The following is a 22,434-nucleotide window of genomic DNA, read 5'->3' on the forward strand; positions in this document are numbered from 1 at the left end:
GCACCGGAGATATACCCTTCGTTAGCTCTGTGCCGCCGTGCCCGGCTGGATTTTGCCAATTCTTTAGCGGACGGGGGTCCAATCTCGGAACCAACGGGGGCGGCGAAGATGACGAGATTTCTGCGAATATTGCTCGCGGCGGGCGTGGCCTGCGGCGTTTTCGGGTCCGCTGGCCGCAGCCCTTGCCAGGCCCCTCAACATCGTCTTCGTCAATCCCGGCAAGTCCGGCGAGGTCTATTGGGACATGGTCGCGCAGACCATGCAGGCTGCCGGCCGCAAGCTCGACGCGCATGTCGAGGTGCTGACCAGCGAGCGGAACTACCGCACCATGCAGGAGCTCGGCTTCGGCGTGGTGGCCCGTGCCGACAAGCCGGACTTCCTCATCCTGTCGAACGAGGAATCCGCCGCCGTTCCCATCCTGGAGGCCGCCGAAGCCGCGGGCGTCAAGACGCTGCTGCTTTCGAACACGCTGATCGGCGAGGACGCGGTGCGTCTTGGACCGCCGAGGCACAAGCTCAAGACCTGGCTCGGCGACATCACGACCGATCTTCAGATTGCGGGCGCGCGGATGGCCGATGCGCTAATCACGGCCGCGCGTGCCGAGAAATGGCAGAGCCCGGATGGCAAGATCCACATTCTCGGCATCGGTGGCGACGAGACGACGCCCGCCTCGATCGCCCGCAATGCCGGCCTCAAGCTCGCGGCGGATGCTGCGTCCGACGTCGTGGTGGACCGCATGCTGTTCGCCAACTGGACGCAGTCCGAGGCCGAGCGGGTTACGGCAAACTATCTGAGCTGGGCCGCACGCAAGGAAATCCGGCCTGCCGGGATCTGGGCTGGAAACGATCCGATGGCGCTCGGCGCGCTACGTGCGGCAATCGCCGCGGGCCTCGTGCCCGGCCAGAACATCCAGGTGGTCGGCCTCAACTGGTCGGAGGATGCGATGCGCGAGATCAAGGCCGGCCGCATGCTCCTGACCGATGGCGGGCATTTCCTGCTCGGCGGCTGGTCCGTCGTTCTGCTGCGCGACTATGCCGACGGCTGCGATTTCGCCGCCGTTTCGCCCCGCGTCGAGGTCAAGACGTCGGCAATCACCCGCGACAATCTCGCGTCGGTCGGCGACCTCATCAGGACCCGGGCGTTCGACCGGATCGACTTCACGCGGTTTCGGGCGCAGGCCGGGCGCTGCGGTCAATATGACTTCTCCGTCGGTGCGCTCATCTCGTCGCTGCCGCTTGCCGAAGGCGTTGCGGATTGATGCGCAAGGATGAGGCGATGACCGATCCGGATCGCAAGCAGCAGGAAGAGCCACCGCGCTTGCGCTCGGTCGTCCACGCGATGATTTGGGCCACCGTGCCCGTTCTGCTGCTGGTGCAATTGCTCGCCTCCGCCGGCGTCGAGGCATCGAGCTTCTGGTCGCAGCTGAGGCAGCTCGACGCCCGCATCGCCCGCGTCGCCGAGAGCCGCGCCGAGCTGATCGCCGAGCCGCTCTGGAAGATGCGTTACGACCAGGTCACGGGCGTGCTCAACGAGATCATGCATGACGAGACCATCGCGGCGGCGGCCGTCTATGACGATACAGGCGCCGCGATCGCCCGTGTGGTCGCGCGCTCGGAAGGCCAGTCGGTTGCTGAGGTCTCGCACCCGATCCGCTACAGCAACGGCAATATGGCCGTTCAGGCCGGCCGGATCGCCATCGCCTATTCGCGTGCGACGCTGTACGTGGATGCGGGCAGCCGCCTGATGCTGCTGCTCGTCGTCGGGCTGCTCGCAACCTTCGCGACCCTGATCGCCATGCGGATCTCCGCCAACATCTTCATCGGCAGGCCGCTTGCGGCCATGATGTCGGCGATCCAGCGCAGCAAGCAGGACGGCCGGGCCTATCCGGCTGATGTCACGTCCTCGAACGAATTCGGCCAGCTCGCGCGCGCCTTCAACGCCATGCAGCACACGACGTCAGGCGCGCTGGAAAGGCTCGGGCATATGGCGACGCACGATCCGCTGACCGGGCTGCCGAACCGGCGCTCCCTGACCGAGCGCCTCGCCGTGACGAGCCAGAATGGAGGCGCGGCGGATACGCTGGTCGCGTTCTGCTTCATCGATCTCGACGATTTCAAGGGCATCAACGACACCTTCGGACACGAGGCGGGCGATGCGTTCCTGGTCCAGATCTCGCAGCGCCTTCGTCGCGCGGTCGAAGCCGAGGACTGGGTTGCCCGGCTCGGCGGCGACGAGTTCGTCGTCATTCGTCCCGAGGTGAGCGACGAACAGGCCGCGCACGCATTCGCTCAACGCGTGCTCGATGCCATTTCCGAGCCGATCCGCCTCCACGACAAGCAAGTGGTGCCGCGCGCCAGCATCGGACTTGCCGTGCGCCACGCCGACGATCCGGAGCTGTCGCATCTGCCGACGCTCGCCGACATCGCGCTCTATCATGCCAAGAGCAAGGCGCCCGGCACGGTCGCCGTGCTGGACGAAGCGCTCCAGCGCGATTATCGCCGCCGCAGGGATCTCGAGCTCGCCATTCCCACCGGCTTTGCCGAAGGCCAGTTCGAGGTCTGGTACCAGAGCCAGGTCGATCTCGGCAGCCATGAGGTGGTCGGCCTGGAAGCGCTGATCCGCTGGCGCCATCCCGAGCACGGCGTGATCGGCCCCGGCGAATTCTTGCCGCTGATCGAGCGCAGCGGCAACAATGCGCGGCTGACCCGGTACGTGCTGACCGATGCCTGCCAGGCCTTGCAGCAATTGGCGGCTGCGGGCAGGCCGCAGATCCGGATCGCGATCAATCTGCCGCCGTCCGAGCTTGCCGATCATTCGCTCGCCGCCGAGCTGCGCGCGACCTGCGCGCGCTTCGGTGTCGCGGCATCGATGCTCGAGCTCGAGATCACCGAGGGATCGCTGATCAACAACATCGCCAGCGCCTCCGAAACGCTGCATCGCCTGCGGCGCCTGGGCGCCACGATCGCGCTCGACGATTTCGGTACCGGCTACTCTTCGCTCGCCCATCTGCGCCGGTTTCCGCTCGACAAGGTGAAGATCGACAAGGCATTCATCAGCGAAATTCCTGGCAGCGCGGAGGACAAGGCGATAGTCGGCGTCATCGCATCACTCGCCGCCACGTTGGGACTGACATTGGTCGCCGAAGGCATCGAGCGCGCCGAGCAGGCCGCGGCCATGCGCGAGATGGGCGTGCGGCTCGGACAGGGATTCCTCTACCAGCGGCCGCAGCCGCTCGAGGCCGTGCTGCAATGGCTCGATGGCCAGCCGGCGGCGGCGAGCCGCGTCATGGCTGACAGCCCATCGATCACCCCGGAATTCGCCGCCTGAGCCGTGGCCGGGTTACGGCTGCGCTGCGTTCCAGAGCATCGAGAGCCCGGCGGCGATCATGATCGCGTCCATCACCAGGCGGAACACGTCCGGCTTCAGGTGCAGCACGAAGCGCTTGGCGATGAAGGCGCCCGACATCAGCGAGGAGCCCGCGATCAGTCCCTTGATGAAGACCTCGCCAGTCAGCGCGCCGAAACGTTCGAACGTCACTGACTTCGCGAAATAGAGGCCAAGCGAGGAGGCCGCCTCCGTGGCGAGAAAGGCGCCCTTGGACAGGCCGTAGAACAGGAACAGCGGCACGCTGAGCGGCCCGGTCGAGACCACGATGCCGGTAAGATAGCCGATCACCGCGCCGCCGATCGCAAGATGCCAGAGATTGGCCTTGAGGTCGTGCCGCGCCAGCCAGTGCCGCACCGGCACCATCGCGATCAGGAAGAGGCCGATGGCGAGATCGACGGCATGCGCGGGCAGTGCCAGCAACGTCCGCGCGCCGAGCGCCGCCGCCGGAATGCCCGTAACCGAATAGGCCGCACAGGCCCGCCAATCGACCTCACGCCACCACGCCAGGATCCGGGAGAAGTTCGCCATCACGGAGGCCACCGCCATGATCGGCACGGCCTCCTTCGGCCCGTAGGCATAGACCAGCACCGGCATCAGCATGATCGACGAGCCGGTGCCGACGATGCCTGAGATGGTGCCGGCAATGAGGCCGGTGGTGAGGACGAACAGGAAGGCCAAGGCGAGCGCTCCGGGAATCGGGGCAGTGTAGCCGGAGGGGCTGGAGAGGGCGAACATTGTCCCGAGTGCTGCCTCGTTCTCCTCGTTCCTGAATTGCGCGCGCCATTCTTTTGGGGGGCGGCAACGTTCTGCTGCTCCGGCAGAAACAGCGCGATTGGAGCGGACCTTGCGGCACCCGTTCCGAGTTGGCATCATTCGTGCGAACCGCGATCATGGTGCCGTGACCATAACGTCTCTCCGAAGCAAGGTCCGCCGCCTTTACGAGGGCGCAACGCCGGACGGCGTGCGCTTCCGCTATGCGCTGCTCGTCTTCGATATCGTGACGGTGCTGTTCATCATTGCAACCTCGTTCCTGCAGCCCAGTGGCATCGTCGAGACGCTCGATGTTCTGTTCGGCGCCATACTGCTTGCCGACTTCTCGGCTCGGCTCCTGGTCGATCGGCATCCGCTTCGGAAGTTCACCCAGCTCGCGACCTGGGCAGACATGGTCGCGATCGTGTCCTTCCTGGCGCCGCTTGCCGGCGAAGCGGGCGGCTTTCTCCGGATCCTGCGGACGTTGGGGCTGCTTCGCGACTACCAGATGCTGGTGAGGCTCCGCCTCGATTCTCCATTCTTTCGTCGCAATGAAGACGTCATCTTTGCCGTCACGAATCTGGCGGTCTTCATCTTCGTCATGACCGGCATCGTTTACGAGACCCAGAAGTTTCGGAACGATGAGATCCGGAACTATGCCGATGCCCTGTATTTCACCGTCACGGCACTGACGACGACCGGCTTCGGCGACATTACCCTGCCGGGCACGGTCGGCCGCTTGATCACCGTCGTGATCATGATTTTCGGCGTCACGCTGTTCTTCAATCTCGCCCGCGCACTGCTCAGTCCGCACAAGGTGCGATTTCCGTGCCCGACTTGCGGACTCCAGAGGCATGATGCCGACGCCGTCCATTGTAAGGCCTGCGGCAATGTTCTCAATATTCCCGATGAGGGGGCCACCTGAAGAGCCTCTCACGCCGGCGCGGTGCGCTGTGTGACCGGACTGAGGTCTCCTACTGTGCATGGGGTTGTTTTCACCTTTTTGTTTTGACCGTGCCGCTGCTGACAGCATGTTGGCAGCAGCGGCCGGCTACGACCGCGCTCCTGACAAAACGGGAGCGGATCATGCCGATCGAGGCAAGCTGTCATTGCGGTGAGACGGTGTTCGAGGTGACGGAGGCGCCTTCGAGCGTGACGCGCTGCACCTGCACGCTCTGCGCCAAGCGCGGCGCGCTGTGGGCCTATTACAAGCCTGCGCAATTTCGATTGCTGTCGCCGCCGGAGAACGTGGCGACCTATCTCTGGGGCAGCCGCACCGTCAAACACCATTTTTGCGCGACTTGCGGCTGCGGCACCTATTCGGAGTCGCCGGACTGGTCGACCGGCAAGCCCGATTTCGACAATCCCAAGGTTGCCGTCAACGCGCGCCTGTTCGACGATTTCGATCTGGAGGCCGTGCCGGTGAACGTGATCGACGGCAGGAATTTGTGGTGAGGGTCACCGCAACACCACCCACGCCGGCGCGTGGTCGCTCGCGCCATCCTCGCCGCGGATCTTCTTGTCGACGCCGGCTTTGGCGAGACGCGGGGCGAGGGCCGGGCTGAGCAGGAGATGGTCGAGCCGCAGGCCCGCATCGCGCGGCCAGCGGTTCCGCATGTAGTCCCAGAACGTGTAGATGCGCTTGTCAGGATGCAATTCGCGGATCGCGTCGCACCAGCCTTGCTCGACTAGCGCGGCAAAGGCCGCGCGGCTCTTCGGCTGGATCAGCGCATCCTTGTCCCATGAGCGCGTCGGATAGATGTCGATCTCCGTGGGCGCGACGTTGTAGTCGCCGGCGAGCACCACCGGCAGGTCCTGCTTGATGAAGGTCTTGGCGTGGCGCCGCAGCCGCGCGAACCAGTCGAGCTTGTAGTCGAATTTCGGTCCCGGCTGCGGATTGCCGTTGGGCAGGTAGATGCTGGTGACGATGACGCCGCGCACGGCGGCCTCGATGTAGCGCGCTTCGAGATCGGCGGGCTTTCCTGGCAACCGGTCGCGCGTCAGCACAGGCTCGGCGTTGCGGGCGAGGATGGCAACGCCGTTCCATGTCTTTTGTCCACGCCACACCGCGCCATAGCCGGCCTTTTCGATGGCGGCCGCCGGAAATTCGCCATCACTTGCCTTCAACTCCTGAAGCGCGACGACATCGGGCTTCGCCGCGCGCAGCCATGCCAACAGATTGGGCAGGCGGCGGTTGATGTTGTTGATGTTGAATGTCGCGATCTTCATGTAGAGCTACCGGCTCCTGCCTTCCGTCCTCGGAGATACAATGTTCAAATTGAGCTTTGCCGCTACTGCCTTCGTCGTCGCGTTCTCCGGGGCCACGGCACAGTCAGCCGAAACGCGCGGCGCGTGCAAGGCGGACTATGACAAATTCTGCGCCGGCATCGCGCCGGGCGGCGGCATCGTCGCCTGTCTCAACGCCAAGCGCGACCAGCTCAGCGCCACCTGCAAGACAGCGCTGGACAGCAGAAAGAAGAAGTAGCCCTCGTGTCCCGGACGCGCGGAGCGCGAGCCGGGATCCAGAAGGCGACACGGCACACTGTCGAGAGATGGGCCCCGGCTCTGCAGCGGAGCGCTGAAGGAGCGCTGCACTGCGTCCGGGGCACGAGAGCGTCGCTTAACTTGGCAGCGGCGGCAACGCCGGCGGCTGCTCGATTGGCGGGGCGGGCGGCTGCCCGGCGTTCGACGCGGGCTCCGGCTTCGTCAGCGGCTCCTCGACATTGCCGCCCTTGTAGACGCGGGCATAGCGGTGGCCGAGGCTGGTCAGCACCTCATAGCCGATCGTGCCGAAATGGTGCGCGAGCTCGTCGACGGTGATGCCTTCGCCGAGCAGCGTCACCATGTGGCCGCGCCGCACCGCATTCGGCGCCAGATCGGTGATGTCGATCGCGATCAGGTCCATGGAGATGCGGCCCGCGATAGGGCAGCGCTTGCCGGCCACGATGACATCGGCGCCGCGGGTGCCGTCATTGGAGCTCGCAGCACGGAAATAGCCGTCGGCGTAACCGACCGCGATGATCGCGAGTTTCGTCGGACGCCGCGCGGTCCAGGTGCCGCCATAGCCGACGGTCTCGCCGCGATCGATGGTGCGGATCTGCACGATGCGCGCCTTGAGGTCGACCACCTGCTGCATGGGATTGTCGGCCTCCGGCGTCGGGTTGACGCCGTAGAGCGCAGCTCCCGGCCGCACCAGGTCGAACTGGAACGGCGCGCCGAGGAAGATGCCGGAGGAGTTGGCGAGCGCCGCCGGCACGCCTGTGAACTCACTGGCGATGCTGCGGAAGGCCGCGAGCTGTCTGGCATTGATCGGGCTGTTGAGCTGCTCGGCCGAGACCAGATGGCTCATCACCAGCGTGATGCCGTGATCGCCGGCATTGATGCGGGGGATGATGGCCTGCGCTTCCGACAGCGTCAGCCCGAGCCGGTTCATGCCGGTGTCGATGTGAATAGCAGCGCCCCCGTTCCAGCCGGTGCGGCGGCAGAACACGTCCCATTCGGCGAGCTCGTTGAGATCGCCGATCACCGGACGGCAATTGATCTTGGCGTAGTGCTCGCCGGTGTTTTGGAAGTAGCCGCCGAGCACGTAGATCGTGGGCTCGGGAACGGCGGCGCGCACCTTGCGCGCTTCCTCGATGGTGGCGACGAAGAAGGTCTTGCAGCCGGCTTTGCTGAGGGCTCGCGACACCTGCTCGGCGCCGCAGCCATAGGCATCGGCCTTGATCACCGCCGAACATTCGGCCGGCACCGCCGTCTTCTCGAGCTTGCGCCAATTGGCGATGATCGCGTCGAGATCGACGGTCAGCACGCCGCCATAGGCCGCGAGCGCGGCGGCCTGGTTGGCCTCCGCGGAGAGTGGGCCGGATTGCGGGATCGATTTCGGGGCGGACGCCATTGTCATGGCGCCGTTTTACGCAAGAGGTAGGTCCGGTTCAAGGAACTCAGTAGTCGTTGTCGCTGCGAGCCGGCAGCTGACTGTCGGGTGCCAGGTCGCCGAACCGCGTGACCGAGGCTTCGAACGCCAAATCGACGGTGCCGGTCGGGCCGTGGCGCTGCTTGCCGATGATGACCTCGGCCTTTCCGTGCGCAAGACTCATGTCGAGCTGCCACTTCTCGTGTTCAGGCGTGCCTGGGCGGGGTTCCTTCATGGCGAGGTAATATTCCTCGCGGTAAACGAACAGCACAACGTCGGCGTCCTGTTCGATTGATCCGGATTCGCGCAAGTCTGAGAGCTGCGGCCGTTTGTCGTCGCGGGACTCGACCTGGCGCGATAGCTGGGACAGCGCGATCACGGGAACGTTGAGCTCCTTGGCGAGCGCCTTAAGGCTGGTCGTGATCTCCGTGATTTCCTGCACGCGGCTGTCGCTGGCGCGTTTGCTCGAACCCGAGAGCAGCTGGATGTAGTCGATCACCAGGAGATCGAGACCCTTCTGGCGCTTCAGCCGGCGCGCGCGCGCCATCAGCTGCGCGATCGACAGGCCGCCGGTGGCGTCGACATAGAACGGCAGCGATTGCAGCTCGATCGAGACCTCCCGGATCTTCTCGAAATCGGCTTCCGAGATGCCGCCGCGGCGGATGTGGGAGGAGGGAACACCGGTGCGCTCGGCCACGATACGCGTGGCGAGCTGGTCGGCCGACATTTCGCAGGAGAAAAAGCCGATCACGCCGCCATTGGCGGCCTTCGTGGTGCCGTCGGCCTGGAGTTCCGGAACGTAGGCTCGGGCGACATTGTAGGCGATGTTGGTCGCGAGCGAGGTCTTGCCCATGCCGGGACGCCCCGCGACGATGATGAGGTCGGAGTGCTGCAGGCCGCCCATCTTGGTGTCGAGGTCGCGCATGCCCGTCGAGATGCCGGACAGTTTTCCGTCGCGCTGGAACGCCTTGGCCGCGAGATCGACCGCGACCGCCAGCGCCTGCGAGAACTTCTGGAAGCCGCCGTCATAGCGGCCGGATTCGGCTAGTTCGTACAGCTTTCGCTCGGCGTCCTCGATCTGTGCCCGCGGCTGGAAGTCGACCGGCGCGTCATAGGCGACGTTGACCATGTCCTCGCCGATGCCGATCAGGTCGCGGCGCAAGGACAGATCGTAGATGGTGCGGCCATAATCCTGGGCGTTGATGATGGTGGTCGCTTCGGCCGCAAGCCGCGCCAGATATTGGCCGATGGTCATGCCGCCGACGTCGGTATCGGCCGGCAGGAACGTCTTCAGCGTGACCGGGGTGGCGATCTTGCCCATCCGGATCAGGCTGCCGGCGGTCTCGAAGATGGTCTGGTGCAGCGGCTCGAAGAAGTGCTTCGCCTCCAGGAAGTCGGAGACGCGGTAGAAGGCGTCGTTGTTGACCAGGATCGCGCCCAGAAGGCTCTGTTCCGCCTCGATATTGTGCGGCGCGCTCCGATAGGCGGGAGTTCCGGCATCGGGCGCGAGTTTGAGAACGTTCGAATCAGTCAGTGCCATGGTCGGACGTGCTTAGCAATTTTCTTGGGCGGATGCGGGGCCGGGATAAAGCGCCGCCTCGGTGCAAAGCGGAAGCGAAAGCTGACCGCTATCAACCGCTCAGTTAAAATGGTGGATGATTAGCAGCCGCAGCATGCGCCGCGCTTGACTGGATTTTGGCGGAGCTCGCTCGTCCGAAAGGGGCCGCGGTCGCGCCTTGGAAAAATCCTGAAACCCATGAACCCTGTCGGCTGGCGCGCAGACCTATGGGGAGGCGCGCGAAATGACGCAGCGCAGCCGCATTCGGCTCGGCTTTAGACCAGCAGGAGGTAGACCAGCGCAACCAGGGCCGCCCCGACGCCGGTGACGATCAGGGCGTAATCGGTGCGGAGGTCGTCCTGCACGTCGAATGAGGTTTGGGTCTCTTTGCTCATGGCGACGGTCTAAGCCAGGCCCGACCAGACTTATGTGAAACAGATCACATCTCCCCGGATTCTTTCGGGGTCATGCCGGAACAGGCGGAGGGGCAGGGGATTATCTCTTTTCCCGCCGACAGGGATACGAGGCGAGCGATGCAGCCAGAACGGCAGCACCAGAACTGGCGAAGCGAGGCAGGCAGCCGGCTTTGGCTGTCCGGGTTGATCGCTGCCATGAAGCATGCGGAGCGGCCCGAGGTGCGTCGCCAGCCGGTCGCCCCCGAAATCCTGCTGGAATTGCGGGCGCAATTGGCGTTAACGGCGTCTTTCCGGACATCCAGGATTTCGACGCTTCGTCACTAGGATCCGGACCTATTCACCAGCCAGCTTGAGCCTCGGCGTGGCCGCGCCCTCCCGCGCGCGCAGCCGGGCTTCCTCCCGCGGGACGTAGTCGCGGGTCATCGGCACCACGCCCTGGCGACGGGTGATCTGGATCTGGAAGTTCATCATGGCTTGCTTGCGGAACGTCATCTCGCAGGCCGCCAGGTAGAATTCCCACATCAGGGCGAAGCGCTCGTCGTAGAGCTGCACGGCTTCCTCGCGCCGCGCCATGAAGCGCTCGCGCCAAGCCCTCAGCGTCTCGGCATAGTGCAGGCGCAGAATCTCGATGTCGCAGACAAGGAGGCCCGCACGCTCGATCGCCGGCAGCACCTCCGACAGCGCGGGGATGTAGCCGCCGGGGAAGATGTATTTGGCGATCCAGGGATTGGTCGAATCCGGGCCCTGCGAACGGCCGATCGAATGCAGCAGCATGACGCCGTCTTCCTTCAGCAGTTCGGCGCAGCGCTGGAAGTAGGCGTCGTAGAACCTTGCCCCGACATGCTCGAACATGCCGACGGAGACGATGCGATCGAACGTACCGTCGACGTCGCGATAATCCTGGAGCAGGAATCTGGCCGAGCCCGCCACGCCCTTTTCGGCGGCGCGCGCATTGGCGACCTGCAGCTGTTCGGTCGACAGCGTCACGCCGGTGACGTCGGCGCCTGCAATCTCGGCGAAATAGAGCCCGAGGCCGCCCCAGCCGGAGCCGATGTCGAGCACGCGCTGGCCGTCCCTGACGAGAAGCTTCGCGGCGATGTGCCTTTTTTTGGCAAGCTGCGCGTCGTCCAGCGACATCTCGGGCGTCTCGAAATAGGCGCAGCTATATTGCTTGTCGGCGTCGAGAAAGAGCGAATAGAGCCGGCCGTCGAGATCGTAGTGATGCGCGACGTTTTGACGGGAGCGGGGGCGGGGATTGAACTGCTTGAGGTGCCGCGTCAGGTAACGCAGGTGCCACCACGGCTTTGCCCACTGCGGCAATAGGTCGGGTTGATCGAGCAGGATCGCGAGGGCATCAGCTATGCTGCCACGCTCGACTACGAACTCGCCGTTCATGTAGGCCTCGCCAAGCCCCAGCTCGGGATTGATGAGGACCCTCCGCTCGGCGTCCGCGGTGACGAAGCGGACCGCGACCGGCTCGCCGGAGCCGTCGCCGACGGTGAACTTCGATCCGCTGGCGCCGGTCACCGTCAGCGAGCCGCGGCGGATGAATTGAGACAGGAATCGACGCAACAGACGGTCCATCGGCACTCCTCTCGAGCGAACCCGAAAGATGCGACTAACCCGGCCTTCATATCTGACGCCCAGGCGCCGCAGCGGTTCCTATGCGTTTGCATCTAAATCTAGCGAGCCGGTTCCGGCCGCGCTATTGCACTGTATTCAAAGTAGATATTCGAAAACCGCTTAACCACATCCTTGCGCGTGGACCTGCTTCCATTCGCGGCTCAATCGGTTAAAAGGTGACCGCCGCCGCACCGGATGCCGGCTGCTTCGCAGTAAAATTCAACGGAGATCATGGGAATGTCGAGCCGAGCGCTCAGCCTCGCGACGGTGATGCTTCTGATTGGCTTCGGTGCGGCCGATTCCGTCCTTGCGCAGGCGACGAACCTCGAGGCCGGCAAGTCCCCGTCCCAGCTGTTCGCGCAAACCTGCAATGCCTGCCACAAGAGCCCGCGCGGACTGCTGAAGTCCGTGTCGCCCGGCTCGTTGCCCGGTTTCCTGCGCCAGCACTACACCACGAGCTCGGACATGGCGGGCGTCCTCTCCGCCTATCTGGTCTCCAATGGCGCCACCGACACCCGCTACCAAGCCAAGGACGGCAAGAAGGACGGCGCTTCGCCGGAGCAGCAGGGCCGACGCCCGCGCGCGCAGGAGGCCGCCAGGCCCGAGGGCGAGGGCGCCACTCCGGCCGCCGAGGGCACGCGCCAGAAGCGTGCCGCACGGCCGGCCGATGACGGCGCGAAGCCCGAGGGACAGGCTGCGCCCGAGGGACGCAAGGGCAAGCGCCGCGCCAAGCCCGGGACCGAGGAAGCCCCGAAGGTCGATGCGGCCGCACCGGCGACTGACGACAAGAAGAGCGAGCCGAAGCCGGACGCCGTCAAGCCTGACAGTGCCAAGGTCGAGCCGGCATCCGAGAAGCCAGTCGAGGCCAAGCCTGATAGCGCTAAGCCTGATACCGCGAAGGTCGAGCCGCGCAGCGACGCTCCGGCCTCGCGACCCGACCCGGTCCCGCAGGTGACGCCGGCTGCACCTGCCGCCGCGAAGCCTGCCGAGCCGGCGGCGCCAAAGCCGGCCGAAGAGGCTGCTTCCAGGCCGGCCGCGCCCGCAGCCAGCTCCGAGCCGGCGGCCAGGCCGCAGCCGGCCCCGCCCGCGGCGCCGGCCGAGTCCTCCGGTCCGCCGGCACCGCCGATCTCGCGGTAAGTCCCTTAGCTTAGACAGACGAGCGGAGGCCGCCTTCATGGCGACCTCCGCTCCGTATTGACCAGTTCTAGAGTGTTGCTCTAGAGTAATACTCCAGGAGGCGCGATGGCGGCGAGCGTGCGAGACGATCTGTTGGCGGCCGGGCTGATGGTGTTCGACCGCGTCGGCTTCGAGGCCGCGACGGTGGCCGCGATCCGCAGCCGGGCGCGCGCCTCCAATGGCAGCTTCTTCCACGTCTTCGGCTCGAAGAAGGAGCTCGCCGGTGCGTTGTTTCTGGAGGTTCTGCGGCACTATCACGCCGCGGTGCTGGCCGCGCTCGATCCCGTGCCCGATGCCGAGCACGGCATCGATCGCCTGATCCGGGCGCATCTCGACTGGGTCGTCACCAGCCGGCGCGAGGCGCGCTACCTCTTCGAGATCTCGCGCAGCGAATGGGGCGAGGACGTGCGCGACGCCCAGCGGGCGCAGAATGCGCGGCTTGCCGAAGGCATCGAGCGCTGGCGCGCGCCGCTGGTCGCAAGCGGCGAGCTTCTGCCGATGACGCCGGCAATGTTCATCAGCCAGCTGATCGGTCCGGCGCAGATCTTCTGCCGCGCCTTCCTGTCGGGGCGCGACCGCACCGATCCGCGCACCGAGGCGGACACGCTGATCGACTGCGCCAAGCGCGCGCTGAGGCCGTTCGATCGCATCAACAAGCAATAAGGGGAGGCCGCATGCGGGCCGAAGCTGATCCGGAATTTGCGCCGATTGCCGAGCGCATCCACGCCAATGTCGGCCGACAGGGTTTCATGAACCTGGTCGGCGCCGAGCTCTCCGAATTGTCGCGCGGCACCTGCACCATCGCCGTGCAGCGACGGCCGGAGCTCTTGCAGCAGCACGGCTTCTTCCACGGCGGCGTCACCGCCTTCCTGGTCGACAACGCCACGACGATTGCGGCCGCCACCTCGCGCGGCCAGCCGGCGCTGACGGCGGAATACAAGCTCAATCTGTTGTCGCCCGCGGTTGGCGAGAAGCTGATCTGCCGTGCCAGGGTGATCAAGCCCGGCCGCCAGGTCGCGGTGGTCGCGGCTGACGTGTTCTGCGTCAGCGACGGCGTCGAGAAGCATACGGCCACGGCGCTGGCATCGATCGCGATGCTGAGCGAGGACGTCGCTGCAAAAACGAAAAGCCCGGCCGCGTGACGCGACCGGGCTGATCCATATCTCGGGCTTCCGGGTCTGGTCCTTCGGACCATCCCGGAATGACGACATTGGAGTTACTTCTCTTCCGCGGCCGGCGCCGGCGCGACGTCGTCGTGCTGGGCTTCCGGATCGAAGAACTCGCCGGCGGCGGCGATCGCTTCGGCGGCCGCATCGCGATCCTCGTTGCGGGTCGAGATGTCCTCGCCGCGGTTGATGCGCTCGGCCTCGTCCTGGCTGCGCGCGACCGTCACGGTGATCTCGACCTCGACCTCGGGGTGAACGGCAACGGTGATCGAGTGCTTGCCGATGGTCTTGATCGGCGCGTCGAGCTGGATCTGCGGACGGGCGAGCGAAACGCCGTCGGCTTCGAACGCGATCACGATGTCACGCACGTTGACCGAGCCGAACAGCTGGCCGGCTTCCGACGCCTGACGGATCACGATGATGTTCTTGCCCTCGATCTTCTCGGCGACCTTGGACGCCTCGGCCTTCGAGGCGAGATTGCGCGCTTCGAGCTCGGCCTTCATGCCGTCATACTTGGCCCGGTTGTCGGCGGTGGCGCGCAGCGCCTTGCCGCGCTTGAGCAGGAAATTGCGAGCGTAGCCGTCGCGAACCTTCACGACTTCGCCCATCTGGCCGAGCTTGTTGACGCGTTCCAGCAAAATGACTTCCATATTCGTTCTCCTTTTGAAGTGCTCTGTAGGGTTTCAGTTTCGGGGTTGAACTCAGGGGGTAGGCAGTGGTGGCGGTTGCCGGCTGCGCAGGAAGCGTTCGCGGAAGCCGAACACGGCGTCCGCAAGGCCGAGGATCACCATCGCGATCACGGGCCATCCGAACACGACGACGGCGGCGTAGGTCGAGCCGAGCCAGAACGTGCGGCCGTTCAGCGCGAGCGTCAGCGTATGCAGCACGGCGAAACCCGCCAGCGCATAGCTCATCATCAGCGCAGCGGTGGCGATCTGCGCCACGATGGCCAGCAGCCCACCGGTGAAGCAGAAGGCAAGCGAGATGCACAGCACAACCAGCGTCATCTGCGGCAGCTCGGTGGCCTTGAGATCCGGCCAGGGACGGCGCAGCCGGCCCGATGTCGCGGTCACCTTGGCGCTGAGCCAGAGGTTGAGAGTTAGCGTCATCGTCGCAGCGATGGTGGCGGCGGCCGGTGCGATGCGCACCAAGGCGTCGACGAACTGACTGGCTTCACCCGAAGTTTGCGGGTCGGTGGCGCGCAGGAGGCGCATCAGGCCACGGCGCAGCGTGCCGGTGATGGTCTCCGCGTCGGTCCCAAGCGTGAGCAGAGCGGCCATCGTGGTCAGCGTGGCGAAGCCTGCAATCCAGAGCAGGATGCGGCCGACCGGGTACCACTCGATGTCCGGCTCCGCGGCGGGCGCCGTGCCGGTCGCAGGCGCTGTGCTTCCCCCCTGACGCCCGAGCAGGACGAGATGGCCGAGCCACCAGGCCGGCAACGCGACGGTGACGGCGAAGGCGATGCAGTAGGGCAGGCCGAACAGGGCGCCAAGGCCGATCGCGGCAGCGATGCCGCCGAGGCTCGCGCAAAGCGGGCCCCACCCGATCGCGGCGACCATCAGAGGGAGCGGAGCGAGATAGAACAGGACGAGCGAGATCAGCGCGCCCGAAATGATCGAGGCGAACATCAGGGCCGACGCAGCGCCGGCGATCAGGGCTATCAGTCCAAAGGCCATCATCAGCTGTCCCGCTCCCTTCGAGCGGTTAGAGGCATCGTTTGCCCCAACCATCGGCGACCGGACGACCCGGAAGCCTTATGAGTTCGAAGTCGCGACCGGCGGCTGAGCGGCCGCCGGTCGAATTGGTCGTATCAGCGAATGACGTAGGGCAAGAGGCCCAGGAAGCGCGCGCGCTTGATGGCGCGGGCGAGTTCACGCTGCTTCTTCGCGGACACCGCGGTGATACGGCTCGGCACGATCTTGCCGCGCTCGGAGACGTAACGCATCAAGAGCTTGGAGTCCTTGTAGTCGATCTTCGGAGCATTGGCGCCCGTGAACGGGCAGCTCTTGCGACGACGGAAAAACGGGCGGCGTGCACCAGCTTCAGCCATGATTCTTACTCCCCATCCGTGGTTTCAGCTTCGTCACGCGGGCGGCGCGGGCCGCGATCGCCGCGGAAACCGCCCTCGCGGTCGCCACGGAAGCCGCCTTCGCGCTCACCGCGGAAGCCACCGCCACGGTCGTCACGCTCGCGGTCGCGATCGGCCTTGCGCATCATCGCGGACGGGCCTTCCTCGAGCTCCTCGACGCGGACGCTGAGATAGCGGATCACGTCCTCGCTGATGCGCTCCTGGCGCTCGATCTCGGCGATCGCCGCGGACGGCGCGTCGATGTTGAGCAGCACGAAGTGCGCCTTGCGGTTCTTGTTCATGCGGTAGGTGAGGGACCGCACGCCCCAATTCTCGGTCTTGGTGATCTTGCCGCCGAGACCCTCGACGATACCGGTCATCTGCGCAGTCAGCTCTTCGACCTGCTGCGGGCTCGCGTCCTGACGCGCGAGAAAAACATGCTCGTAAAGAGGCATGGTCGTCCTTTCCTCATGTTGGCGCATCGCCCGGCGTCAAACCCTTAAGAGGCCTTCGGAAAGGACTCTGGGATCAAGCTCAGAAGGCGGAAACACGGGACGACGGGCCGACTGGCCCTGCCACACCAAAATCACGAATGATTTGCTGAGACCGTCCGTTCAGCTCCCGGCCGGGGTCTGCGGATGGGCGCCTTATACGGATTTTGGGCGGCTTTGCAAGGTTGGAGGGGCTGTCCTCCCTTCCCACACCGGCAGGACCATCCTCCAATACCAAGATTCGCTTGATCTATTTGTTTGTATGACATACAAATAAGCCAGCGGAGAGGATCCCATGGCGGAAACGTCGGCCGATGCGCCGCTCGAGGCGGCAGGCGACCCCAAGCACGCCGCGCGCGCGACGCGCTCGGCCGGCCGCAAGATGCGGTCGCTGCTCCTGGATGCTGCGAGCCCGCTGTTTCGGGAGCGGGGGCTGTCCGGCACGGCGATCACCGACATCGCGGCCGCCGCGGACGCATTTCCGAGCCAGATCACCTATTACTTCCGCACCAAGGAGGCGCTGTTCGTCGAATGCGCCTGCCGCGATCTCCTGTACCTGGCGCGGGCCACCGAGCAGGCGGCGCTGAAGGCGAAGACGCCCCGGGAATACACCCGCGCACTGGCCGAGACCGTGACGGCGAGCGATTCGGTCGCCTTCTTTGCCGAAGCGCTGACGCTGACGCGGCGGCGCCAGGATCTCGCGCCATTGGTCGAGCGGACCATCGAGCGCCTGCACAGCGAGGGTGCGCGCGCTTATGCGGGACAGGTCGAGCGGCACGGCTGGCGCTCGCTGCGCGCGCCCGACGAAAGCTCGCGGCGCTTCTGGGCCGTCGCCATCGGCGTCATTCTCGAAGGCTATGCGATGGGCCGTTCGCCCGAGGCGCTCTGCGCCGAGATGCTGCGCGTGCTGGGCGAGCAGGCGAAATCCACTGAAGACACCGGGCGCCTGCGTCTCGTCGAGGCGCGTGAAGCATCCGACAATTCGAACGGAGAGGGCTAGGCCATGACCGCGCTTCGCATGCGTGCCCGCGATTTCCTGACCGATGATCAATTGGCCGAGGTGCGTCAGCGCGCGACGTGGAAAGGCGCTGCGCTGATCGCGCACGCCTGGGCACTGATCATTGCTGCCATCGCGCTGGTGGCGTGGTGGCCCAATCCGCTCACCTATATCTTTGCCGTCGCCATCATCGGCTCACGCCAGCTCGGCCTTGCGATCCTGATGCATGACGGTGCGCATGGCTGCCTGTCCGCCGACGAGAAAACCAATCTGGCGCTGAGCCAGTGGTTCTGCGCCTATCCGCTGTTTGCGGAGACACGCAGCTACCGGCGCTACCACTTGCAGCACCACGCGCGCACGCAGCAGGAGGATGATCCCGATCTCGTGCTGTCGGCGCCGTTTCCGATCACGGGGCTGAGCTACCGCCGAAAGTTCATCCGCGACATCACCGGGCAGACCGGCTACCAGCAGCGCAAGGCGCAGCTGCTCAACGCGCTCGGGCCAAGCGACTGGTCATGGCGGCAGCGTGCGGCGCATTTCTGGGAGATGCTCGGCCCGCAATGTGTGGTCAACGGGATCATGTTTGCCGCGCTCGCGGCGGCCGGCGTGTGGTGGGCCTATCCGCTGCTCTGGCTGGTGCCGCTATTGACCTGGATGATGGTCATCACCCGCATCCGCAACATCGCTGAGCACGCCGTCGTCCCCGATAGCAGCGACCCCTTGCGCAACACGCGCACGACGCATGCCAATTTTCTCGAGCGCCTGTTCATCGCGCCGTATTATGTGAACTATCACCTCGAGCATCATCTCTTGTTCTACGTGCCTTGCTATAATTTACCGAAGGTACACCGCCTGCTGAGTGCCAGCCGCTACGCCGGCCGCATGGAGGTGCAGCCGAACTACGCTTCGGTGCTGCGGCTCGCCACCGCAAAGCCGAATCGCGAGGATCGGCCGGGGCAACTCGTCAACAGTGCGCGCCGCGCGCGGGCCGGGGCGGACGTCGATGCCAACCAGACCGCCGGCGGGTTTTGAGGGAGCTCATTCCCCGTTGAATGCTGCTCCAGGTTCCCGTCTCGGCTTGACAGTGCGGCCCCGGACGGTGTCTACGGCCCCCTTTGGAGCATGATCCGGAACCGTGGCCCAAGGAACCACGGACCAGGCCGCGCGTAATCGGCTGCCGGTTCTCGAAAGGGATCATGCCTGACAAGCAGGGAGCGCCGATGACGGCTGCATTCACATTTCCTGGGCAGGGTTCCCAGGCGGTCGGCATGGGCAAGGCCCTGGCCGACGCCTTTCCGGTGGCGCGCGCGGTGTTCGACGAGGTCGATGCCGCGCTCGGCGAGAAGCTCACGGCCATCATCTGGGAAGGTCCGGCCGAAACCCTCCAGCTCACCGAGAATGCCCAGCCGGCGCTGATGGCGGTGTCTGTCGCGACCTTGCGCGTGCTCGAGGCCGAGGCTGGTTTTTCCGTGGGACGAGACGCGGCCTTCGTCGCCGGCCACTCGCTCGGTGAATATTCGGCGCTGGCGGCGGCCGGCAGCCTGACGGTGTCGGATACTGCGCGTCTGCTTCGCACCCGGGGTCTCGCAATGCAAAAGGCGGTCCCGGTTGGCGCCGGCGCGATGGCCGCGCTGCTCGGTCTCGACTACGAGGCCGCCATGGAGGTCGCGGGCGAGGCGGCGCAGGGGCAGGTCTGCCAGGCCGCCAACGACAATGGCGGCGGCCAGGTCGTCGTCTCCGGCGACAAGGCCGCGGTCGATCGCGCCGTCGAGATTGCCAAGGCCAAGGGCGCCAAGCGTGCGATGCTGCTGCCGGTGTCCGCCCCGTTCCATTGCAAGCTGATGCAGCCGGCTGCGGATGCCATGGCGGAGGCGCTCTCGAAGGTCACGATCAAGGCTCCGGCGGCACCGCTGGTCTCGAACGTGCTGGCGAGCGCCATCACCGATCCCGACGAGATCCGCCGCCGTCTGGTCGAGCAGGTCACCGGCACGGTGCGCTGGCGCGAGTCGGTGGCCTATATGGCCGGGCAGGGCGTCACCCGCTTCTTCGAGATCGGCGCCGGCAAGGTGCTGACCGGTCTCGTCAAGCGCATCGCGGACGGCGCGGTCGGCATTGCGGTCGGCGGCCCGAACGACATTGCCGCCGCCAAGGATGCATTGGCCGCTGCGAAGCAGGCTTAAGGGAGTCATCAATGTTCGATCTGACTGGCCGAAAGGCGCTCGTCACCGGCGCGACCGGCGGCATCGGCGGCGCGATCGCGCAGGCGCTGCACGCGCAGGGCGCCACCGTCGCCATATCAGGGACGCGCAAGGAGGTGCTGGACGAGCTGGCCGGCAAGCTCGGCGAGCGCGCCCATGTGCTGCCCTGCAATCTTTCCAAGGCCGATGAGGTCGAGGCGCTGGTGCCAGCTGCGGAAGCGGCGATGGGCCAGGTCGACATTCTCGTCGCCAATGCCGGCATCACGCGCGACAATCTCTTCGTGCAGCTTCGCGACGAGGACTGGGACGAGGTCATCAACGTCAATCTGACCGCGACCTTCCGCCTGGCGCGCGCCGCGACCAAGCTGATGATGCGCAAGCGCTTCGGCCGCATCGTCGCCATCACCTCGGTGGTCGGCGTCACCGGCAATCCCGGGCAGGGCAATTATACGGCGTCGAAGGCCGGCCTGATCGGCATGATCAAGACGTTGGGGGCCGAATACGCCAAGCGCGGCGTGACCGCGAACTGCATCGCGCCCGGCTTCATCAAGACGCCGATGACCGATGCGCTCAACGACAAGCAGCGCGAAACGATTCTGACCAAGGTTCCGGCCGCCCGCCTGGGAACGCCCGAGGACATCGCGGCGGCCGCCGTCTATCTGAGCTCGAACGAAGCAGCCTATGTCACCGGGCAGACCATCCACGTCAACGGCGGCATGGCCATGATCTGATGTCTCGTGCCGCAGCGCCCGTCAGGGCGGTGCGGCATGCGGCAAACGGCCGTTTCCGGAGCGAAATGAGGCTTGTAGTCAAGGCAATTGAAGTATGATAACCGGACCTTCAACGGATGGGCAAAGAACGCCATTGCAGGTTTTTGAAACCCTGTATATTGGCGATGCGGAGCCTTTGGCCGTCGTTCGCCGGGGCCTCCATCGGTTAGGATGGGCCAAATCAAGTTCGTAAGCGAAGGCAGTCAAACGACCACGACGGCTCGTATCGTCCCGGGGGGTCGGGTCTACAGGGAACAACACGAGGTTAAGCAATGAGTGACATTGGCGAGCGGGTTAAGAAGATCGTGGTCGAACACCTTGGTGTTGAACCCGAGAAGGTTGTCGACAACGCGAGCTTCATCGACGACCTCGGCGCCGACAGTCTGGATACCGTCGAGCTGGTGATGGCGTTCGAAGAGGAATTCGGTTGCGAGATTCCGGACGACGCTGCGGAAACGATTCTCACCGTCGGCGACGCCACGAAGTTTCTCGAGAAGAACGCGAAGAGCTAAGGCTCTTCATTTCGCGGGGACAGCATTGAAACCGGACGGGCCGCTTCGCAGCGGCCAGCCGGTTTCTTGTTATTGGCCGTGAATCTTTCGATGCGGAGTTTTCGGATATGAGGCGGGTTGTCGTCACGGGTCTCGGCATGGTCTCGCCACTCGGCTGTGGCGTCGAGCCGACCTGGAAGCGCATCCTCAACGGCGAAAGCGGTGCGCGCAGGATCGAGAGCTTCGATGTCTCCGATCTGCAGACCAAGATCGCCTGCACGGTCGTGCGCGGCGACGGGTCGAACGACAGCTTCAATCCGGACAAATGGATGGAGCCGAAGGACCAGCGCAAGGTCGACGACTTCATCATCTTCGGCATGGCCGCGGCCGGCCAGGCGCTCGACGACGCCAACTGGCATCCCGAGACCGAAGAGGACAAGTGTGCGACCGGCACCATGATCGGCTCCGGCATCGGCGGCCTCAACGGCATTGCCGACACCGCGATCCTGCTGAAGGAGCGCGGACCGCGCCGGGTGTCGCCGTTCTTCATTCCGGGCCGCCTGATCAATCTCGCCTCCGGCTACGTCTCGATCGCGCACGGGCTCAAGGGACCGAACCATTCGGTGGTCACCGCCTGCTCGACCGGCGCGCATGCGGTCGGCGATGCCGCCCGCCTGATCGCGCTCGGCGATGCCGACGTGATGGTCGCGGGCGGCGCCGAGTCGCCGATCAGCCGCATCGGCATTGCCGGCTTCAACGCCGCGCGCGCGCTTTCGACCGGTTTCAATGAGACGCCCGAGAAGGCCTCGCGTCCCTACGACAAGGACCGTGACGGCTTTGTGATGGGCGAGGGCGCCGGCGTCCTGGTGCTGGAAGAATTGGAACACGCCAGGCGGCGTGGCGCGAAGATCTATGCCGAGGTGATCGGCTACGGTCTTTCGGGCGATGCCTATCACATCACGTCGCCGTCGCCCGATGGCGATGGCGGCTTCCGCAGCATGTCGGCCGCGCTCAAGCGCGCCGGGCTGACGCCGTCCGATCTCGACTACATCAACGCGCACGGGACCTCGACGCCGCTCGGCGACGAGATCGAGCTCGGCGCGGTCGAGCGTCTGCTCGGCAACGCCGCCTCCAAGGTCGCGATGTCCTCGACCAAGTCGTCGACCGGCCATCTGCTCGGTGCGGCCGGTGCCATCGAAGCGATCTTCGCGATTCTGGCGATTCGCGATAATGTCGTGCCGCCGACGATCAATCTCGACGCTCCGTCGGTCGAGACTGCAATCGATCTCGTGCCGCATAAGGCAAAGCAGCGTGAGGTCAACGTCGCGTTGTCGAACTCTTTTGGTTTTGGCGGTACCAATGCGTCGGTGATCGTCCGGCGCCTTGTTAGTTAGTTTGTGTTTGAGACGAATCCACCGTTTTGCCGTATT

24 protein-coding genes are annotated in these 22,434 nt (G+C 65.4%); 15 read left to right on the forward strand and 9 right to left on the reverse strand.

What is annotated here, in order from left to right:
* Positions 1 to 244: 244 nt before the first annotated feature.
* Both AB7M16_RS36410 and AB7M16_RS36415 read left to right on the forward strand, forming a co-directional pair.
* Positions 245 to 1,258 (forward strand): ABC transporter substrate-binding protein, encoded by a 1,014-nt coding sequence (locus AB7M16_RS36410; RefSeq protein ID WP_453946961.1) that lies wholly within the window; start codon positions 245 to 247, stop codon positions 1,256 to 1,258.
* Positions 1,258 to 3,327 (forward strand): putative bifunctional diguanylate cyclase/phosphodiesterase, encoded by a 2,070-nt coding sequence (locus AB7M16_RS36415; protein ID WP_453947321.1) that lies wholly within the window; start codon positions 1,258 to 1,260, stop codon positions 3,325 to 3,327. Before AB7M16_RS36410 ends, AB7M16_RS36415 begins: the two co-directional genes overlap by 1 nt.
* Positions 3,328 to 3,339: 12 nt before the next feature.
* Here the strand turns inward: AB7M16_RS36415 and AB7M16_RS36420 are convergent, their stop codons facing one another.
* The gene (locus tag AB7M16_RS36420) at positions 3,340 to 4,065 is read right to left on the reverse strand and encodes a sulfite exporter TauE/SafE family protein (protein ID WP_260383401.1); all 726 of its coding nucleotides are present in this window, start codon (positions 4,063 to 4,065) and stop codon (positions 3,340 to 3,342) included.
* A 220-nt stretch (positions 4,066 to 4,285) separates the two neighbouring features.
* Here AB7M16_RS36420 and AB7M16_RS36425 point away from each other — a divergent pair, with 220 nt between their 5' ends.
* Positions 4,286 to 5,062 carry a potassium channel family protein gene (locus AB7M16_RS36425; RefSeq protein WP_172786514.1) on the forward strand — a complete coding sequence of 259 codons (777 nt, stop codon included), beginning with the start codon at positions 4,286 to 4,288 and terminating at the stop codon, positions 5,060 to 5,062.
* A 161-nt stretch (positions 5,063 to 5,223) separates the two neighbouring features.
* Positions 5,224 to 5,592, forward strand: coding sequence for a GFA family protein (locus AB7M16_RS36430; RefSeq protein WP_439400715.1), 369 nt, complete (start codon positions 5,224 to 5,226; stop codon positions 5,590 to 5,592).
* A 3-nt stretch (positions 5,593 to 5,595) separates the two neighbouring features.
* On the opposite strand, the gene AB7M16_RS36435 is transcribed toward AB7M16_RS36430, so the two are convergent.
* Positions 5,596 to 6,366, reverse strand: coding sequence for an exodeoxyribonuclease III (locus tag AB7M16_RS36435; protein WP_439363268.1), 771 nt, complete (start codon positions 6,364 to 6,366; stop codon positions 5,596 to 5,598).
* 40 nt (positions 6,367 to 6,406) lie between these two features.
* On the opposite strand from AB7M16_RS36435, the gene AB7M16_RS36440 reads away from it, so the two are divergent.
* Entirely contained in the window at positions 6,407 to 6,622 is a 216-nt protein-coding gene (locus tag AB7M16_RS36440; RefSeq protein WP_172786439.1) for a hypothetical protein, read from the forward strand.
* A 135-nt stretch (positions 6,623 to 6,757) separates the two neighbouring features.
* On the opposite strand, the gene alr is transcribed toward AB7M16_RS36440, so the two are convergent.
* Both alr and AB7M16_RS36450 read right to left on the reverse strand, forming a co-directional pair.
* Positions 6,758 to 8,032, reverse strand: coding sequence for an alanine racemase (alr, locus tag AB7M16_RS36445; protein ID WP_212257620.1), 1,275 nt, complete (start codon positions 8,030 to 8,032; stop codon positions 6,758 to 6,760).
* A 46-nt stretch (positions 8,033 to 8,078) separates the two neighbouring features.
* Positions 8,079 to 9,590 carry a replicative DNA helicase gene (locus tag AB7M16_RS36450; protein ID WP_061876691.1) on the reverse strand — a complete coding sequence of 504 codons (1,512 nt, stop codon included), beginning with the start codon at positions 9,588 to 9,590 and terminating at the stop codon, positions 8,079 to 8,081.
* A gap of 485 nt (positions 9,591 to 10,075) precedes the next feature.
* On the opposite strand from AB7M16_RS36450, the gene AB7M16_RS36455 reads away from it, so the two are divergent.
* Positions 10,076 to 10,348 carry a transcriptional regulator gene (locus AB7M16_RS36455; protein WP_453946964.1) on the forward strand — a complete coding sequence of 91 codons (273 nt, stop codon included), beginning with the start codon at positions 10,076 to 10,078 and terminating at the stop codon, positions 10,346 to 10,348.
* 9 nt (positions 10,349 to 10,357) lie between these two features.
* On the opposite strand, the gene AB7M16_RS36460 is transcribed toward AB7M16_RS36455, so the two are convergent.
* Positions 10,358 to 11,608, reverse strand: a complete 1,251-nt coding sequence (locus AB7M16_RS36460; protein ID WP_172786440.1) for an SAM-dependent methyltransferase — start codon at positions 11,606 to 11,608, stop codon at positions 10,358 to 10,360.
* A gap of 276 nt (positions 11,609 to 11,884) precedes the next feature.
* Between AB7M16_RS36460 and AB7M16_RS36465 the strand changes: the two genes are divergently transcribed.
* The 3 genes from AB7M16_RS36465 to AB7M16_RS36475 all read left to right on the forward strand — a co-directional run bounded on the left by AB7M16_RS36465 (position 11,885) and on the right by AB7M16_RS36475 (position 13,965).
* A complete protein-coding gene (locus AB7M16_RS36465) occupies positions 11,885 to 12,784 on the forward strand; it encodes a hypothetical protein (RefSeq protein WP_172786441.1) in 900 nt (299 codons plus the stop codon).
* A 105-nt stretch (positions 12,785 to 12,889) separates the two neighbouring features.
* Positions 12,890 to 13,486 (forward strand): TetR/AcrR family transcriptional regulator, encoded by a 597-nt coding sequence (locus AB7M16_RS36470; protein WP_453946967.1) that lies wholly within the window; start codon positions 12,890 to 12,892, stop codon positions 13,484 to 13,486.
* Positions 13,487 to 13,497: 11 nt separating this feature from the next.
* The gene (locus AB7M16_RS36475; protein ID WP_212257535.1) at positions 13,498 to 13,965 is read left to right on the forward strand and encodes a PaaI family thioesterase; all 468 of its coding nucleotides are present in this window, start codon (positions 13,498 to 13,500) and stop codon (positions 13,963 to 13,965) included.
* Between the two features lie 74 nt (positions 13,966 to 14,039).
* Here the strand turns inward: AB7M16_RS36475 and rplI are convergent, their stop codons facing one another.
* The 4 genes from rplI to rpsF all read right to left on the reverse strand — a co-directional run bounded on the left by rplI (position 14,040) and on the right by rpsF (position 16,512).
* On the reverse strand, positions 14,040 to 14,639 hold the full coding sequence (gene rplI, locus AB7M16_RS36480; RefSeq protein WP_172786444.1) for a 50S ribosomal protein L9: 600 nt from the start codon (positions 14,637 to 14,639) through the stop codon (positions 14,040 to 14,042).
* A gap of 51 nt (positions 14,640 to 14,690) precedes the next feature.
* Positions 14,691 to 15,668, reverse strand: coding sequence for a DUF2232 domain-containing protein (locus tag AB7M16_RS36485; protein ID WP_453946969.1), 978 nt, complete (start codon positions 15,666 to 15,668; stop codon positions 14,691 to 14,693).
* A gap of 131 nt (positions 15,669 to 15,799) precedes the next feature.
* The gene (gene rpsR, locus AB7M16_RS36490; RefSeq protein ID WP_007592020.1) at positions 15,800 to 16,039 is read right to left on the reverse strand and encodes a 30S ribosomal protein S18; all 240 of its coding nucleotides are present in this window, start codon (positions 16,037 to 16,039) and stop codon (positions 15,800 to 15,802) included.
* A 5-nt stretch (positions 16,040 to 16,044) separates the two neighbouring features.
* Complete coding sequence (rpsF, locus tag AB7M16_RS36495) at positions 16,045 to 16,512, reverse strand: 30S ribosomal protein S6 (RefSeq protein WP_025035823.1); 468 nt, start codon at positions 16,510 to 16,512, stop codon at positions 16,045 to 16,047.
* Positions 16,513 to 16,843: 331 nt separating this feature from the next.
* Here rpsF and AB7M16_RS36500 point away from each other — a divergent pair, with 331 nt between their 5' ends.
* The 6 genes from AB7M16_RS36500 to fabF all read left to right on the forward strand — a co-directional run bounded on the left by AB7M16_RS36500 (position 16,844) and on the right by fabF (position 22,398).
* Positions 16,844 to 17,548, forward strand: coding sequence for a TetR/AcrR family transcriptional regulator C-terminal domain-containing protein (locus AB7M16_RS36500; RefSeq protein WP_453946971.1), 705 nt, complete (start codon positions 16,844 to 16,846; stop codon positions 17,546 to 17,548).
* A 3-nt stretch (positions 17,549 to 17,551) separates the two neighbouring features.
* Entirely contained in the window at positions 17,552 to 18,577 is a 1,026-nt protein-coding gene (locus AB7M16_RS36505; RefSeq protein WP_453946972.1) for a fatty acid desaturase family protein, read from the forward strand.
* Positions 18,578 to 18,765: 188 nt separating this feature from the next.
* Positions 18,766 to 19,725, forward strand: coding sequence for an ACP S-malonyltransferase (fabD, locus tag AB7M16_RS36510; RefSeq protein WP_439363262.1), 960 nt, complete (start codon positions 18,766 to 18,768; stop codon positions 19,723 to 19,725).
* A gap of 11 nt (positions 19,726 to 19,736) precedes the next feature.
* A complete protein-coding gene (gene fabG, locus AB7M16_RS36515) occupies positions 19,737 to 20,474 on the forward strand; it encodes a 3-oxoacyl-[acyl-carrier-protein] reductase (RefSeq protein ID WP_172786449.1) in 738 nt (245 codons plus the stop codon).
* Positions 20,475 to 20,785: 311 nt separating this feature from the next.
* The gene (locus AB7M16_RS36520) at positions 20,786 to 21,025 is read left to right on the forward strand and encodes an acyl carrier protein (RefSeq protein ID WP_008551805.1); all 240 of its coding nucleotides are present in this window, start codon (positions 20,786 to 20,788) and stop codon (positions 21,023 to 21,025) included.
* A gap of 107 nt (positions 21,026 to 21,132) precedes the next feature.
* On the forward strand, positions 21,133 to 22,398 hold the full coding sequence (gene fabF / locus AB7M16_RS36525) for a beta-ketoacyl-ACP synthase II (protein ID WP_212257540.1): 1,266 nt from the start codon (positions 21,133 to 21,135) through the stop codon (positions 22,396 to 22,398).
* The last annotated feature ends 36 nt before the right edge of the window (positions 22,399 to 22,434 follow it).

Source organism: Bradyrhizobium sp. USDA 372 (genome assembly GCF_053629095.1).